This is a genomic window from Herbaspirillum sp. SJZ107 (assembly GCF_006715485.1).
Taxonomy (GTDB): domain Bacteria; phylum Pseudomonadota; class Gammaproteobacteria; order Burkholderiales; family Burkholderiaceae_D; genus Telluria.
Genome location: NZ_VFNH01000002.1, coordinates 1,866,379 through 1,881,536, shown reverse-complemented (window position 1 = coordinate 1,881,536; position 15,158 = coordinate 1,866,379). Strand labels below are relative to the sequence as shown.

10 protein-coding genes and 1 riboswitch are annotated in these 15,158 nt (G+C 65.9%); of the genes, 2 read left to right on the top strand and 8 right to left on the bottom strand.

Annotation, left to right across the window (positions count from 1 at the left end; genetic code table 11):
• Positions 1–357: 357 nt before the first annotated feature.
• Positions 358–570: riboswitch (cobalamin riboswitch) on the top strand.
• A gap of 135 nt (positions 571–705) precedes the next feature.
• Together bluB and cysC are read left to right on the top strand one after the other, a co-directional pair.
• Positions 706–1,389, top strand: coding sequence for a 5,6-dimethylbenzimidazole synthase (gene bluB, locus FBX97_RS18170; protein WP_141834254.1), 684 nt, complete (start codon positions 706–708; stop codon positions 1,387–1,389).
• 37 nt (positions 1,390–1,426) lie between these two features.
• Positions 1,427–2,089: an adenylyl-sulfate kinase gene (gene cysC / locus FBX97_RS18165; protein WP_141834251.1), complete on the top strand. Its 663-nt coding sequence runs from the start codon at positions 1,427–1,429 to the stop codon at positions 2,087–2,089.
• A gap of 25 nt (positions 2,090–2,114) precedes the next feature.
• On the opposite strand, the gene FBX97_RS18160 is transcribed toward cysC, so the two are convergent.
• The 8 genes from FBX97_RS18160 to FBX97_RS18125 all read right to left on the bottom strand — a co-directional run bounded on the left by FBX97_RS18160 (position 2,115) and on the right by FBX97_RS18125 (position 15,104).
• Positions 2,115–2,936: a sulfotransferase gene (locus FBX97_RS18160; RefSeq protein WP_141834248.1), complete on the bottom strand. Its 822-nt coding sequence runs from the start codon at positions 2,934–2,936 to the stop codon at positions 2,115–2,117.
• A 76-nt stretch (positions 2,937–3,012) separates the two neighbouring features.
• A complete protein-coding gene (locus tag FBX97_RS18155; protein ID WP_141834245.1) occupies positions 3,013–5,502 on the bottom strand; it encodes a TonB-dependent receptor in 2,490 nt (829 codons plus the stop codon).
• A gap of 431 nt (positions 5,503–5,933) precedes the next feature.
• On the bottom strand, positions 5,934–7,325 hold the full coding sequence (locus FBX97_RS18150; protein ID WP_141834680.1) for an ATP-binding protein: 1,392 nt from the start codon (positions 7,323–7,325) through the stop codon (positions 5,934–5,936).
• 76 nt (positions 7,326–7,401) lie between these two features.
• A complete protein-coding gene (locus tag FBX97_RS18145) occupies positions 7,402–8,109 on the bottom strand; it encodes a response regulator (RefSeq protein WP_141834242.1) in 708 nt (235 codons plus the stop codon).
• The gene (locus FBX97_RS18140; RefSeq protein WP_255517516.1) at positions 8,081–9,481 is read right to left on the bottom strand and encodes an ABC transporter substrate-binding protein; all 1,401 of its coding nucleotides are present in this window, start codon (positions 9,479–9,481) and stop codon (positions 8,081–8,083) included. The genes FBX97_RS18145 and FBX97_RS18140 overlap by 29 nt, the downstream gene beginning before the upstream one ends.
• A gap of 85 nt (positions 9,482–9,566) precedes the next feature.
• Positions 9,567–12,146 (bottom strand): family 20 glycosylhydrolase, encoded by a 2,580-nt coding sequence (locus tag FBX97_RS18135; protein ID WP_255517515.1) that lies wholly within the window; start codon positions 12,144–12,146, stop codon positions 9,567–9,569.
• Positions 12,143–13,411: an ABC transporter substrate-binding protein gene (locus FBX97_RS18130; RefSeq protein ID WP_141834236.1), complete on the bottom strand. Its 1,269-nt coding sequence runs from the start codon at positions 13,409–13,411 to the stop codon at positions 12,143–12,145. The genes FBX97_RS18135 and FBX97_RS18130 overlap by 4 nt, the downstream gene beginning before the upstream one ends.
• A gap of 10 nt (positions 13,412–13,421) precedes the next feature.
• On the bottom strand, positions 13,422–15,104 hold the full coding sequence (locus FBX97_RS18125; protein ID WP_141834233.1) for a hypothetical protein: 1,683 nt from the start codon (positions 15,102–15,104) through the stop codon (positions 13,422–13,424).
• Positions 15,105–15,158 lie beyond the last annotated feature (54 nt).

Below are 15,158 nucleotides of genomic sequence, written 5' to 3'. Positions count from 1 at the left end.
TTGATAATTTAAGTAATCAGCTGAACTAGTCAGCCGGCACCTTCATCAAACGCCCACACTTATCGACTGTTAATTTTTAAAGAACTTTGTTCTGTGCTGCCTTGCTGCGTTCTGCGAATCGTTTTGTTCGTCAGCAGCAGAGAAGTGAGATTATGCAGTGTTTCGCTTAACTCGTCAACTCCATCTTTTTCTTCAGCGCCAGCGGTGTTATCAAAACACCCAACTCAACTACTTGATTTCGTTCAGCTTTTAATGCGCTGCAGAAGCAGGACGCGAACTATAGCAAAGCCGCGCCGGGTCTGCAAGAGCTCACGCGCGCGCTACTTCGCAGGTCGCTGGTGTGGACGACATGTGCCGTTGTAACATCGCAACTTGGGTGCGTTCATTCCCGCTCGGGAATGACGTTAAACGGGAAACCGGTGAAGCCGCATGAAGAGTGCGGTCATTCCGGCGCAGCCCCCGCTGCTGTAAGCCTGACGACTCCGTCCACACGCCACTGAGCAATGCTCGGGAAGGCACGGAGAAGGAAGACGGCGAGCCAGAATACCGGCCCAGATTGCCAGCACCATTCCCCGGGGTGACGGGATACCGCTGTCGATGGGTCGGTGCCGCGTCGCCGATGCTGTCCGCGGCCGCCTTCATTCCCTCCCGATGGTGTCTTACCGACCGTGCCATACCGACCATTCGCTGGAGGAATCCTCTCTCATGAATACCAACGCTTTTTCGCCGGCCGAAATCGACGGCGTGTACCGCGCCATTCGCGAACGGCGCGACATGCGCCACTTTCTTCCCATACCCATCGCTCCGGAACAACTGGAACGCTTCATCGGCGCGGCCCACCAGGCACCCAGCGTCGGCCTCATGCAGCCATGGCGCTTCATCCGGATTGCCGACAGCGGGCTGCGCCGGCAGATCCACGCCCACGTGGAGGAAGAACGCGTGCAGACCGCGCACGCGCTCGACCAGCGTGCGCAGGAATTCATGCGCCTGAAAGTCGAAGGCATCCTGGAGTGTGCGGAACTGCTGGTCGTCGCGCTGATGGACGATCGGGAACCTTACGTGTTCGGGCGGCGCACGATGCCGCAGATGGACCTCGCGTCGGCATCCTGCGCGATCCAGAACTTCTGGCTGGCCGCGCGCGCCGAAGGCGTCGGCGTCGGCTGGGTGTCGCTGTTCGATCCCCAGCGCCTGCGTGAACTGTGCGCCATGCCGGACGGCAGCGCGCCGATCGCCGTGCTGTGCGTGGGCCATGTCGAACAGTTCTATCCGGCACCGATGCTCGAGGCCGAAGGCTGGGACAAGCGCCGCCCCCTGTCCAGCCTGATTTATGAAGACAGCTGGGGGAATCCTGCCGCATCAAATTGTCTCGCCTCGACAGACGCCCAATGATAGGATGAGTCGTTGAACGGACTCAAGAAACGACCACATGAACATGCTCGATGGTGTGCCGCCGCAGCCCCCCGAACCCGGTGTCCGGGGCCTTCCCGAGGCCCGCAACCTCCAGCAGCAGCCGCTGTCGATCACCCGGGCCCAGCGCGAGCAATTGCATGGACATGCGGGGACGGTGATCTGGATGACCGGCCTGTCGGGCGCGGGCAAGTCGACCGTCGCCAACGCCCTCGAAGCCGCGCTGCACGGCCTGGGCGTGCGCACCTACCTGCTGGATGGCGACAACATGCGGCTGGGACTGAATCGCGACCTCGGCTTTTCCGACGCCGACCGTATCGAAAACGTGCGCCGTATCGCGGAAGTCGCGCGCCTGATGCTGGACGCGGGCCTGGTCGTCATTTGCGCCGCGATCTCGCCTTTCGAGCGCGAGCGCCAGGCGGCGCGCGAACGCATCGGCACCGAGCGTTTCGTCGAGGTCTTCATCGACACCCCGCTGGCGACCTGCGAGGCGCGCGATCCGAAGGGCCTGTATGGCAAGGCGCGCGCCGGACAGATCCCGAACTTCACCGGCATCGGCAGCCCTTACGAGGCGCCGCTCGCCCCCGACGTCCGCATCGACGGTACCGCCACGCCGGCGGCCGCCGCCACCACGCTGGTCGGCTTCCTGCAGGCGCGCCGGGAAGGCGCCCAGCGCAAATAAGATCCAGGGAGCCGGGCAAGCCGGCTCAGATCACCTTCACGCCATGGACGTTTTCCTGGGGCACATCCCAGAAATTCGAGCGTGAATAGTTCTGGGCCACGTCCGGCGGAATCGACAGCGGGCCTTCGCGAAATTCCACCGCGCCGCGCGTGGTGTGCAAGCCCGGCAGGCCGATGCGGCTGTCGTATTCGGGCTCCGCATATTCCACGTGGCCGAAGTCGTGCGCGAACGGCTCCAGCCCCAGCGCCTGGTACAGGGACCGCATGGTCTGCTCGGGTTGCTTGACCAGGCTGTCGTAGCGCACCACGATCAGGCGCTTGGCATGCTCCGTGAACCAGACGCTGCGCAATGCCGAATGCGGACCGCCGATCACGCCGTCGCGCGCATTCATCATCATCTTCACGCGGCCGTAGATGGTCGGTTCGTTCTTGAAGGCGAACAGCGAATTGTATTCGAGCGGATTGTTCCGCAGGACCCGCTCGAAACTGTCGATGATGCGATGCACGTGCCTGACGCAGCAGATGATCTTCGATTCCGGGAACAGCTTTTCCATCAGCGGCGCACTGGAGGTCCACATGCGGTTGGTGTCGAACACCACGCCGCCCTCGGGATCGAAGTCGTGGTAATAGGAGTCGAACAGGCCGCGCAGCACCGAGACGCGGCGTTCCTCGTCGAAGAACGACGAATACTTCATGTCCGGCCCCATCGTGTCGATCATGCGGTCGGTCATCGCATACAGCGGACTGGTCACGCGGGCGTAGAACTTCGGGTTCTGGCGCAGGATGGCGGACAGCAGCGTCGAACCCGACCTGGGCAGGCCGGCAATAAAGTGGTACTTCCTGGTCATTCTCTACTCCACGAAAAAATCGAAAAGCCCCGTTCGCGCAAAGGCGGACGGAGCTCGGGCGGCTTGCGCGGCTGGCTCAATCCCAGCGGTAATTGATATTAAAACCGAAGTAGCGCTGGTAGTCACGCGGCAGTGCGGCCATCTGTCCGTAGGTCCAGCCCAGCACCGCCGGCTCGTAGGGACGCGCGTAATACAGCTTGTTGTTCAGGTTTTTCACGTAAGCCGTAATGCCCCAGCGGCCGCTCGGCGCCTCCACGCGGTAGTAGGCATCGAACACGTGGTAAGGCGCGACGTTCTGCAGCGGGTCCGGGATCACGGTGCTGCGCTGCTCGCTGCGGCCGCGCACTTCCAGCCTCAGGTTCGACGACACGTCGTCCATGAAGTCCGGCAGCCGGTATTCGGCATAGGCCGAATAGGAACGGCGCGGCGCATTCGGCAGCGTATAGCCATTCAGGTCGGCAAAGGTGCCGCCGCGCTGCGGGATCAGGACGCTGTTGGTGAATTTCGCGTCGAGCAGCGCATAGCCGGCGCCGACCTTCAGGTCGCGCGTGGCGCGCCAGTTGATGCCGAACTGGTGGCCGCGCGAGCGCACCTCGCCCGCATTCACGACGCGGTTGCTGATGGCGCCGGGCTGGAACCAGATCACGCGCGCCTGGAAGTCCTTGTCGACGATCTGGTAGGCCGAGTATTGCCAGTTCAGGCGGCGGTTGAAATGCTCGCCGCGCAGGCCGAATTCGAACTGGCGCGGACGCTCCGGCGGCAGCGCCTTGGCGGTGACGTCGCGGCTGACCAGGTTGTAGTTGGTCCAGGCCGCGCCCTTGAAGCCGGTGCTCTCCGTGAAATACGCCATCACCGGACCGAAATCGTATTTGGCGCCGATACGATGGATCAGCGCGCGCCGGCTGTCCTTGACGGTCAGCGGGCTGTAGGGATCGGTCTTCGAGAAGAAGTAAGGCGCGGTATTGTCGCCCGGGAGGTGCTGCAGGCTCATCTTCTGCTGTTCCCACAGCATGCGCGCGCCGCCGAACACGTTCAGGCCGGCCCAGACGTGGTAGTCGACGTCGCCGAAGAAGGCTTCGTTATGGGTCTTGACGCTGGTGACGAAATCGTTGGTGCTGTAATTGCCCTGGTAGCCGCCGGTGCACTGGAAGTTGTCGACGTGGTTGACCGGGTTCGGATCGGGATAGCCGCTGCCGTTGTAGTAGCCGTACACCGCGTCGTTACAGGTCTTGTAGGTCTCGTGGTGGAAGTTGTCGTTGAAGTAGTAGAAGGCACCGGCAACGTAGTTCATGTCGCCCGTCTTCGACTCGATGCGCAGCTCCTGCTGGACCGTCCGCTGGCGCGAGGGGCCGGCATAGTCGATCCGGTTCAGGCCGAATTCCGAGTTGGTCAGCTGCGGCGCCGAGATGCCCCAGGCGTTATCGTTGCTCCACAGATTGAAGTAGCGGTAGGAGCCGAGGTAGATCAGCTCGGCGTCGCCCTTGCGCTTCTTGACGCTGAGCGAAGCCGCGTGGCTGTTGATCTCGCCCCACTTGCGGTCGTTGTACAGGTAGGACTTAGTGCCGTTGATGATCGGGGTGGGCGTACCGTTCGGGCTGACCAGGTTGATGCCGGAATTCGACAGCAGGCCGTTGAACTGCGGGACCATCGCGGTACCGCCGGACAGCGCGATCGAGGCGTTGACGACGTCGTCCTGGGTCAGCGACTTGAAGGTGTACGGGATGATGCCCATGTCCTTGTGCGAGGCTTCGGCGCGGACCAGCACCGACAGCGTGTCGTCCGGCTTGTACAGGTACTGGACCCGGCCGCCGCCGCCCTGCTCCTTGCCCGCGTTGGGCTGGCCCGGGTGCACGTTCTCCACCCAGCCGCCCTGGTATTCCTTGAAGGCGTTCAGGTAGATGGCGGACTTGGGCGACACGGCGATGTTGGCGCTGCCCTTCAGGCGGAATTCCTTGTCCTGCGCGGCATCGAACTTGAGCTCGTAGGTATTGTGATCGGCGATCTTCGGCGCGCGCGTGATCACGTTCAGCATGCCGGCCACCGCGTTCTTGCCGAACAGCGTGCCCTGCGGGCCTTCCAGGATCTCGACGCGCTCGAGGTCGACCACGTCGTAGTTCATCTGCATGGTGCGGGCCAGGGTCTCGCCGTCGATCACGATGGCGGCGTCCGGCTCGACGCCGGACACGTTGCTGACCGAGCTGATGCCGCGGATCGACAGCGTATCGGTGCGCACGTCGCCGGTCTGCTGGTAGCTGATCGCCGGCGAGTGCTCGACCACGTCGCGCAGCGTCGCGATGTTCTTCTGCTCGAGCGACTCCCCATCGATGGCAGTGACCGTGATCGGCACGTCGCGCAAGCGTTCGGCGCGGCGGCGCGCGGTGACGACGACTTCTTCGATGCCGTCGTTGGCCTTCTTCTTCGCCGTCGGTTTGGTGTCCTGGGCAGTGGCGCCGGTATCGGTCTGCCCGGCAGCATGCGCGCCAGGCAGCACCAGCAGCGTCGACGAGGCCAACGCGAAGGCCAGCTCGACTGCCATGGCGATTTTTGTCTTCTTCCTTACATTCATATGCGCTCCAATTAGTGACGCCGATACCCGGGATGAGCAAGATGTTACTTACTAGAAAACATGCTAACACCGGCATCTACGTAACATCAAAGCGGGTAAACGGCAGAACGCATATTCGCAAGCCATTGATTCTTATTACATTTTCATGACAGGGCGGGATGCTGGATTACATTTCGTTACAGAGGCCGGCCGCGCTACAGGCTGGCACCGCCATTTGCGCGGGCCGGGCCGCAAGATCGCGCAACGCTTACTTACGTAACATTACAAAACAGATGAGATCGGGCGCAGGACCGTGGCGCTGACGCGACAATCGATGGCGCGCCAGACTTAGAGCGCCTAACAAAACCTTCAGGGCAAGGCGCATCGCCGAAGACAGTACGACTGTACGGCGAGGCGATGCAACGCCGCCATGGAGGTTTTGTTAGGCGCTCTCAGGCGGGCAAACGCACGGCGGCCACCAGGCCGCCTTCGGGGTGATTCGACAGCTCCAGCCGGCCGCCGTGCGCTTCGATGACGCCGCGCGCGATGCCCAGTCCGAGTCCGAGACCGTTGTCGTTCTGGTCCCGGCCGTGCTCCAGCCGCACGTAGGGGTCAAACAGGCTGGCGATCGCCTCCTCCGGCACCCCGGGCCCATGATCGCGCACCCTGACCACCACGCTGCCCGCTTCGTCGTCGACGCTGATTTCCGCGCGCTGGCCATAGAACAGCGCGTTGTCGAGCAGGTTGCCGAGCGCGCGCTTGAGCGCCAGCGGCTTGGCGCGCACCGTCAGGCCGGACGGCTGGTAGGCGACCGCGTGACCGGCCAGCTGGGCGCTGCGTACCATGCGCGCCAGCAGGACGTCGAGCTTGACCTCGGTGGGGTTCTCATGGATGTCGCTGTCCTTCACGCACTGCAAGGCGCCCTTCACCATCATGTCCAGCTCATCGAGGTCTTCCTCGAATTCGTTGCGCAGGCATTCGTCGTCCAGCAATTCCGCGCGCAGCTTGAGGCGGGTGATCGGCGTGCGCAGGTCATGCGAGATCGAGATGAACAGGCGCTCGCGGTCTTCGATGTAGCGCTGGATCCGCTCGCGCATGGCGCTGAAGGCGCGTGCCGTGGTGACGAATTCGCGGCTGCCGGTCTCGGGCAGCGGCCGCGCGCCCTCGTCGTGTCCCTGGCCGAAGGCGCGCGCCGCCTCCGACAGCGCCGCCAGCGGCCGCGTGATCGAGCGCACCACCAGCAGGCCGAGCAGCAGCACCACCGCCAGCGACAGCACCTGCGGCATCAGGCGATCCCAGGCGAAGGCCTCGTTCCCGCGCAGGAAGTAGGGATTCGGCATCAGGCCCGCCAGGTAGAGCCAGTTGCCGGGCTCGATCTCGGTCTGGATCACCAGGATCGGCGCGCGGTCCGGCCGCAGCAGCAGCACGTGCTGGACCCAGGATTCCGGCAGATCGTTCAGGCGCACGTCGTGTTCGGCCACCGCCAGGTGGTCGGGCCAGGCGAAGGCGAGCCGGAAACCCGGCGAGTTCGGCAGGTCGCTCCTGAGCGTCGCGCCGACCGTGTCGATCACGCTGCGCGCCAGCGGCTGTTCGCCGATCGGCTCGACCGGCACGTAGGCGTGGTTCAGGTTGACGAAGAAGCGCGTGCCGCCCATCTCGCGCAGCTGCTGGATGATCAGGCTGCGGTAGGCCGGCGGCAGGCTGCGGAAGAAGCGGATCGCCCCGGCCGCGCTGTGCGCCATGTACTGCGCCGCGGCATTCGCCTCGACGCGCGACTTGGCGCGCAGCTGGCTGGCCCAGATCGCGTCGGCCGCCAGCTGGGTGACCAGCACCCCGGCCACCATCACCAGCGTCAGCCGGCCCAGCAGGGAAGCCGGCCACAGCCTGCGCAGCCAGCCGCGCGCGCCGATCGCGGTCCCCTCAGGCACTGGAGACGCTCACGTCGGCGGAGAACACGTAGCCGGCGCCGCGCACGGTCTTGATCAGCGCCGGCTGCTTGCCGTCGTCGTTCAGGCGCAGGCGCAGGCGGCTGATCTGGACGTCGAGCGAGCGGTCCAGCGGGCCGGCATCGCGCCCGCGCGTTTCCTCGCACAGCAGGCCACGGTCCAGCACGACGCCGGGATGCTCGACGAAATACTTGAGCAGCTGGAAATCGAGGCCGGTCAGCGCCACCGGCTCGCCGGCGCTGTCCATCACCTTGCGCTCCACCGAATCCAGCGTGAAACCGACGAAGCGGTAATAGCGTGCCGCCTGGACCTCGACGGCATAGCGCCGCAGGATCGCCTTGATGCGCGCCAGCAGCTCGCGCGGGCTGTAGGGCTTGGCGATGTAGTCGTCGGCGCCCAGCTCAAGGCCGACGATGCGGTCGGTCTCGTCCGAGCTGGCGGTGAGCATGATGATCGGGACGTTGGAACGGCTGCGCACCTCCTTGCACAGCGCGAAGCCGTCGGTGTCCGGCAGCATGACGTCGAGGATCACCAGCGACAGCTGGTCGCCGCAGGCATGCAGTTCGGCCAGGAAGCTCTCGCCATTGTGCGAGACGATCACTTCATAGTTGTTCTTTTCCAGATAAGCCTTGAGCAGCACACGCGTTTTCTGGTCATCGTCTACGATCAGTATCTTGCGCACCGGGCGCTCCTTGGTTCTTGAGGTTGAAGAGTCGGAACAGCGCGCCCAGCCGGCGCTGCGCCTCGGCCACCGGCACGCGGTCGTCCATGAAAAAGCGGTGCACCTCGGCGATGATCGCGTCGCGGCTGGGTTCTTCGGTCGCCATGCGGTGCACCAGGCTCGGGGCCTGCACCGCCACGCCTTTCGCGAAGGTGGTCCAGGACGCGCGCGCGCAACTGTCCATGCGCGCCGGATCGGCGTCGCGCCGCACCGGCACCCCGCCTTTCAGGGCATTGAAGTCGGCTTGCAGCGCCGGCGTCACCAGCAGCCGCGCCATCCTTTCCTGGGCCGGCATCCGGCGGTAGTCGCCGGCGAACATCGCCAGTGTGTCGACGCTGTACAGATGATAGGCGGCGGTGCCCGGCGCCGCCGCGCAGCCGTAGTCGCGGTCGAGCGCGGCGCCATGTTCGGCCAGCTCGGACTTGGCCCAGTCGCCCATGATCATCATCCCGGCGCGGCCCTGCGCGAAGGCGGCGACGACTTCGGGCCAGGAACGCTCCTCGAGCCGGCCATGCAGCCAGCCCTTGGCGGTGCGCAGGCGCCGCAAGGCCTCGCCGGTACGGTGGTCGGCGGCCGCCGCGGAGCTGAGCTGGACGAAGAGTTCACGGTAGAAGGCCGGGCCGCTCTCGGCCAGGACCAGGTTCTCGAACAGCGCCGCCACCTGCCAGGCTTCGCTGCTCTGCGCCAGCGGCAGGATCCCGGCCTGGCGCAGACGGTTTGCCACGGCTTCGAACTCGGCCCAGTTCTGCGGCGGCGCGAGTTTCAGGCGCGCGAACAGCGCACGGTTGTAATAGAGGGTGTTGACCCGGTGGATGCCGAGCGGCACCGCCATCACATGCTTGCGATGGACGATCAGCGCTTCGATGGAAGGGAACAAAAAGCGGTTCCAGTTGCCCGCGGCGGCCACATTGTCCAGCTCCAGCAGCAGGCCGAGGTCGGCCCACTCCGCGATCGATGGGCCGATCATCTGGGTGACTTCGGGGGCATCGCCGGCCAGCACCCTGCCCTTCAGCACCTTGCCGGCGCCGATGCCGGCGCCGCCGGGGATGGCGGCGTCCTGCCACTGTATGCGTTCCTCCGCCAGGCGCGCCGCCAGCAGGTCGGCAGCCTTGCGCTCGCTGGCCGAGGTCCACCAGTGCAGCACCTGCAGATTGGCCGGCGCCGCTTCCGGTGAGAGCGGCACCGGCGGCGCCGGCGGCGTGGCGGCCGCCGTCTGGCAGGCCGCCACCAGGCCGCACACCAGGGCACGCCGCAGCCGCGCTGCGCCCCGGCGCCGGCGATTGCCCAGGCAATCGGCACTGACGCGTACGACGTTGACGAACGGCCTAATCACTTGCTTTCTCGCGTTTTCTCGCAGAAAACATTGATTATAGCGAACACATGCGTAATGCATGTAAAAACAACACTTTACGCGCGGATCAGCGGCGCTCGAGTCTGGCAACCAGGCCACGCCGGCCGTTACGGTCGAACGCAGCCACGCGGATGTCGCCACGCGCGCCGATCGGACCATCGACGATCCTGCTGGCTGAAGTCGGATCGCTGCCGTCCGTGGTATAGCGCAGCACCAGGCCCGGCAGGACGTGGTTGACCAGGACCCGGTCGCCGTCCAGCAGCAGACCCGGCGGCGCGATGCGGTAAGCCAGGCCGCTCTGCTCGAGGTCGAGGCGCGGCAGCACGCGCTGGCCGAGCGCGTTCACGAACCCGGACCAGGCAGTGCGGTGCAGGGCCGCCGCCCTGGCCGGGTCGGTTTCGCGGGCCCAGGCCGGATCCTGGGCCCAGGCCCGTTCCGCGACCGCCGCCAGGCGCGGCATCACCAGGTAATCGATCCGCGCCGGATCGCGCACGGTCTCCGTGAACAGGGTCGCTTCCAGGCCCTTGATGTGGCCCTTGCCGTACTCGGTCAGGCCGTCCTTGCCGATCCGCAGGGCGGGCTCGGCCTCCTTCAGGTAATCGAAGGGGATGAAATCGTAGACCGTGTCCAGCTCGATGTAGCCGCCCCAGTTCACGCCCGGCTCCTGCGGATCGGCGTTGTACGCCATGTCCATGTACATCTTGGTGACCGGCGCCAGCACGATGTCGTAGCCGCCGTTCGCCAGCCGGTAGGCGAAGTCCTCGGCGCCTTCGGTGTTGTTCCAGACCCAGGCGGTGAAGCCGCGCTGCGTGAAACGGGGATTCGGAATCAGCTTGTTGCGCCCCGCCAGCGTGGTCTTGCGCGCGGCCAGTTCTTCCCAGCCCGAGGTGGACAGCCCGCGCTTGCGCAGGATACCGTCGACGCGGTCGTAGAAGTAATCCCACAGGTCGGCGGTGCTAGCCAGGCCTTCCTTCTTCATGCGCGCCAGGCTGGCCGGCGAGCGCTCCCAGGCGCCGTTCGGCAGTTCGTCGCCGCCCATGTGGATGGTATGCAGGGGCACGCCGGCGTCGCGGTGCATCGCCGCCACCTGGTCTACCACGTGTTCGATGAAGGTGAAGGTTGCGTCCAGCCCCGGGTTCAGCACGTGGTCGTTGTACATCTGCGGCGACTTGTAGACCGAGCGGTCTTCGAAGTCGCTCAACAGGTATTTGGCGGCATCCGGGCTGCCGGCGGCCTTGAGGCGGCGGTAGCGCGCTTCCATCGCCTGCAGTGCCGCGCGCGCGTGGCCCGGCATCTCGATTTCCGGAATCACGTCGATATGGCGCGCCTGTGCATAGCGCAGGATCTCGATGTAGTCGGCGCGGCTGAAATAGCCGCTGCCGCCGGGGTCCTTCGGATCCGGTCCGGAACCGTAGGCCGGCTGCAGGCGTACGCCCGCCTTGGCGCTGTGGCCGCGCACCGCGCCGATGGATGTCAGCTCCGGCAGGCCGGCGATTTCCAGGCGCCAGCCTTCATCGTCGGTCAGGTGGAAGTGCAAGGTATTCAGCTTGAGGCGCGCCATCAGGTCGAGCCACTTGAACACCGTCTCCTTGCGGTGGAAATTGCGGACCACGTCGAGCTGGAAGCCGCGGTAGCCGAAACGCGGCGCATCGACGATGCTGACTTCCGGCAGGGCCAGCTGCGCGCCCTTCGCCCCGGGCAGCGGCATCAGGTCGCGCAGGGTCTGCAGGCCATAGGCGACGCCGGCCGCACTGTTGCCCACGATGTCGATGCCGCCGGCCGCGCGGATGTTCAGGCTGTAGGCTTCGGGCGAACGCTGGCCCGGCACGCTGCCGACCGCCAGGCGCAGGCGCGGGCCGCCCTCCGGCAAGCCGGCCGGGAACAGCGCATTGGCCAGCTTTACCTCTGCGGACAGGGCGCCGGCGGCCTCCACCCGCGGCCGCCCGGTCAGCGCCAGCATCCCGCTGCCCTTCTCCAGCTGCAGCGGCGTCGGCAGCACCGGCGGCACCTGCGCGGCCGGCAGCAGGTCGGCACGCTGGTTGCGCCGATAGGTGTCTGCCGGCGTCACCGGCGCGATGGCGCCGCTGCTGCCCTTGTCGAGCTGCTCGGGCCGGGTGATCGGCAGCCACTGGAAATCAGCGATGGCCACGCCGCGCTCGGGATCGGCGTCGTACACGAAATAGGGACCGATCGGCGCCCGCGCCAGCTTCTCGACCAGGTTGGGGTGGTAGTAGACGACGTCCAGGCTCTGTCCCGGGGCCAGGCCGGCAAAGCCGGGGCCGGGGCGCAGGCGGAACAGGTTGCCCGCGGCCTGCTCCAGCACCAGGCCGGAGGGCAGCGCGCCGGTCTCGGCGCCGTCCATGAAGTTGACGTAGATCGCCCAGCCCCGGGCCGGGAGCGGACGGCTGTCCTTGTTGCTGAGGATCAGGCGCGCCTGCGTGCGGCCGCCGGGCGCCTGCGCGGAAAACAGGGTGCGCTGCAGCTCCCAGCGCAGTGCCAGCTTGTCGCCGCCCGCAAAGCCGCTCACGGCCGCCGGCACCGTAGTGCCGGCTTGCGGCGCCGCGGCGGCTTGCGCCTGCAGTGCGGCCAGCGGTGCGGCCAAAACCAGGCCCAGGGTCCAGCCAACTATCATCGTCTGCTTGGTCAATCGTCTCTCCATCCTTGTTTCCGTTGCGGCCGGTACCAGCTGGCAAACCCTTGCTGCAGCGTGGCGGCGGCCTGTTCCGGCGTGATCTCGCCGTTCAAAACGCGCGCGTTGATGTCCCAGAGCGCGCTCTCCATGCTCGGCCGGCCGCGGTTGAGCACCTGCGCATTGAAGCGGATCGTCGAGGCGCAGCTGTTGCGCCATTCGGCCATCTGTTTGGCGATCGGATCGCGCACCGCGATCAGGTGGTTCGACAGCGTGAAAAAGCCGGTCAGGCGGTTGGTATAAAGGTCGGCGAATTCCTGCGAGCCGACCCAGGCCAGGAAGCGGTAGGCGTCGTCCTTGTTCTTCGACTGCCGGTTCACCCCGATGCCGAGGTCCATGTGGTCCGAGATATAGCAGGCGCCGCCCGGCGCGCGTACCGGCGGCGCGAACACGCCCAGCTCCAGGTTGGGCACCCGGCTGAACGGGGCGATGTCCCAGGAACCGCTCGGATAGATGGCGGCCTGCCCGCTTGCGAAGCGGGCCTGGCTGTCGCGGTAGGTCTGGGTGGCGGCGTTCGCCTCCAGGTAGCGGCCCATGCGCGCCTCGAAGCGCAGCGCATCGACGAAAGGCGCGTCGGTCAGCCGCGCCTTGCCGGCGATGAGGGCCTTGCGCCCCTCCTCGCCACGCCAGAAGTTCGGTCCGATATTCGTGAACACGATCTGGCTGGATTCCCACTTGTCCGCCGTACCGAAGGCCAGCGGGGCGACGCCGGCTTTTTTCAGCACCTCGAGCACGGTGAAGAAATCGGCCACGGTACGCGGCGCCTGCAAGTCCAGCCGGCGGAAGATCTTCTTGTTATAGAAGAAGCCGTGGATTACCGAGGCCAGCGGCATGCAGAAGGTGTCGCGGCCGTTATCGGTTTGCCAGGCCACCATCGCGGTGGGCGAGAAATTCTGCATGCCCGGCTTGCCGTCGAGCCGGTCCAGGTAGCCTTTGCGGTACAGCGACAGCGACATGTCGAACGGCCGGCAGGCGACCAGGTCGCCCGCGGTGCCGGCCGCCAGCCGTCCGGCCAGGGCGCCATCGTATTCGGTGGGCGCGGTCGGCACGAACTTCACCTCGATACCCGGATGGCTGCGCTGGAAGGCCGGGATCAGCACCTCCTCCCACAAGCGCTTGTCGTCGACACGCCAGCTTTCGATGGTCAGCGTACCCGCGTGCGCCGCCGTCGCCGCAAGCAGGGCGAACGGCAAGGCGCATCGAAGCCATCGGCGCAAGCGCATCGATCGTTCCTCAGTAGTGGGCGTAAGGGTTCTTGTTCTGGTTGGCGAAGTACAGCCATGCGGTACCGGCGACACTGCCTGTGCTGGTGAAGTCCGGATTGGTGTTCTGCGTGGCGTAGGGCATGCCGCGGAGCTTGTCGACCATGTAGTTCATCGACTCCAGGATGTCGCCCGGCAGGTTGCCGCCGCAGGTCATGGTCGGGGCGCCCTGGCGCATCGCCATCACCGCACCCAGGCTGCCTTCGCTCCAGACGAAGGGCGAGGACGAGGGCACGTTGTTGTAGATGACGTCGTAGAAGCCGACCACGCCGCTCACCTTGCGCGACGGGTAATCGAGCTTGCCGGCGGCATTGAAGTAGTCGCACAGGCCCGTCAGTGCACCGGAAAACTTCTGGCGCTTGCTGCCGGTATTCCCGAGCGCCAGCACCGACCACGAGTAATTGTCCAGATAGCGTTCGCCGCTGTTCAGGGAGTTGGTATTGGCGTCGTAGCCTGCCAGGAAGCGGGTGCCGTTCCACAGGCTTTCCGACATGCGCTGCAGGTCGGTGGAAGCGGTCAGGTACTGGCTGCCGCCGTTCAGGGCGTAATACTGGTGCATGGCGGCGTAGGCATCGAGCTGGTGTTCCAGCGCATAGATGCCGGCACGGCCGGCCACGTAGTTGGTCGGTGCAAAGCGCAGGCCGCGCTGGGCGGTGTTATTGATCGTGATGGGCATCAGCTCGCCCAGCAGGTAATCGTGCAGGCGGGTCGACATGGTGAGGTACTTGGTGCTGGCGAATGCCTTCTGGTAGGCGTTCAAGGCCATGGCGAACCAGGCGTTGGCGCCGGCAATGCGCATGTCCACGCCCGCATTGGCATCCGTGCCGTCGGTCATGTAGGCGAACACCCAGGCACCGGACGGGCCCTGCAGCTTGGCCATGGCATTGAGAATGGCCTCGGCGTCGGCGCGGTTGCCGGCCTGGCTGAAGGCGATCACCGCCAGCGCCTGGTCGTAGAGAAAGGCCGAGTCCATGTCGCGGAAGCTGCGCACCAGGCGTCCGTCGCCATACGGCCCGCCCGTGATCAACGGCGTGTTCATCAGGCTTTGCAGGCCCGCGATCTGGGTGTTGGCGGAGCTCGCCGCGGCCGGGAAATAGGCCGCGGTGTAAGCGGTCAGCGCGGCCGGATCGACCGGCAGGGTGAGCTTGGTGGTCGAGGTGGTCTGGCCGTTGCAGTAGCTGCCACTGGCGCTGCAGTTGCTGCTTGATAGCGGGTTGAAGCTGCTCGGATAGAGGATGATGACTGCGCGGTCCGCGCTGCCGACCGCGCGCGGCAGGGTCACGCTGAAGCTGCCGTCGGCGCCGATGCTGGCCACCGCGTCCGACTGGAAGTAGAACACGTCATTGTGGAGGAATACGCCGATCCGGTAGTTCTGCACGCTGCCCGCAGGCAGCGAGTGGGTACCGCTGAACACGGTCTGGGATGCCGATTGCGTCAGCTGCGAGACGCCGAACACCACCGCCGGCGGCGCCGCGAGCGGCGGCTCGTTGTACGGGAAGTCGAGGCCCGACCACACCGGCCAGGGCGACTTCTGCACCGCGGCGGCGGCGCTCGTCTGCTGCCCCAGCGAGACCGCCTGGCCGGCACCCGCGTCCCCGCTCTTCCCGCCGCAGCCGGCCAGCGCCAGCGCCATGACGCCTGCCGCGGCAGCCATTCGATTACCCGAAACGCTCATTGCACGACGCATTGCCATCTCCTTTGGTGTGTG

Coding starts and splice junctions, on each gene's coding strand:
- cysC (WP_141834251.1), top strand. CDS start 1,427: ATGAACATGCTCGATGGTGTGCCGCCGCAGCCCCCCGAACCCGGTGTC.
- FBX97_RS18160 (WP_141834248.1), bottom strand. CDS start 2,936: ATGACCAGGAAGTACCACTTTATTGCCGGCCTGCCCAGGTCGGGTTCG.
- FBX97_RS18155 (WP_141834245.1), bottom strand. CDS start 5,502: ATGAATGTAAGGAAGAAGACAAAAATCGCCATGGCAGTCGAGCTGGCC.
- bluB (WP_141834254.1), top strand. CDS start 706: ATGAATACCAACGCTTTTTCGCCGGCCGAAATCGACGGCGTGTACCGC.
- FBX97_RS18150 (WP_141834680.1), bottom strand. CDS start 7,325: ATGGTGGCCGGGGTGCTGGTCACCCAGCTGGCGGCCGACGCGATCTGG.
- FBX97_RS18130 (WP_141834236.1), bottom strand. CDS start 13,411: ATGCGCTTGCGCCGATGGCTTCGATGCGCCTTGCCGTTCGCCCTGCTT.
- FBX97_RS18125 (WP_141834233.1), bottom strand. CDS start 15,104: ATGGCTGCCGCGGCAGGCGTCATGGCGCTGGCGCTGGCCGGCTGCGGC.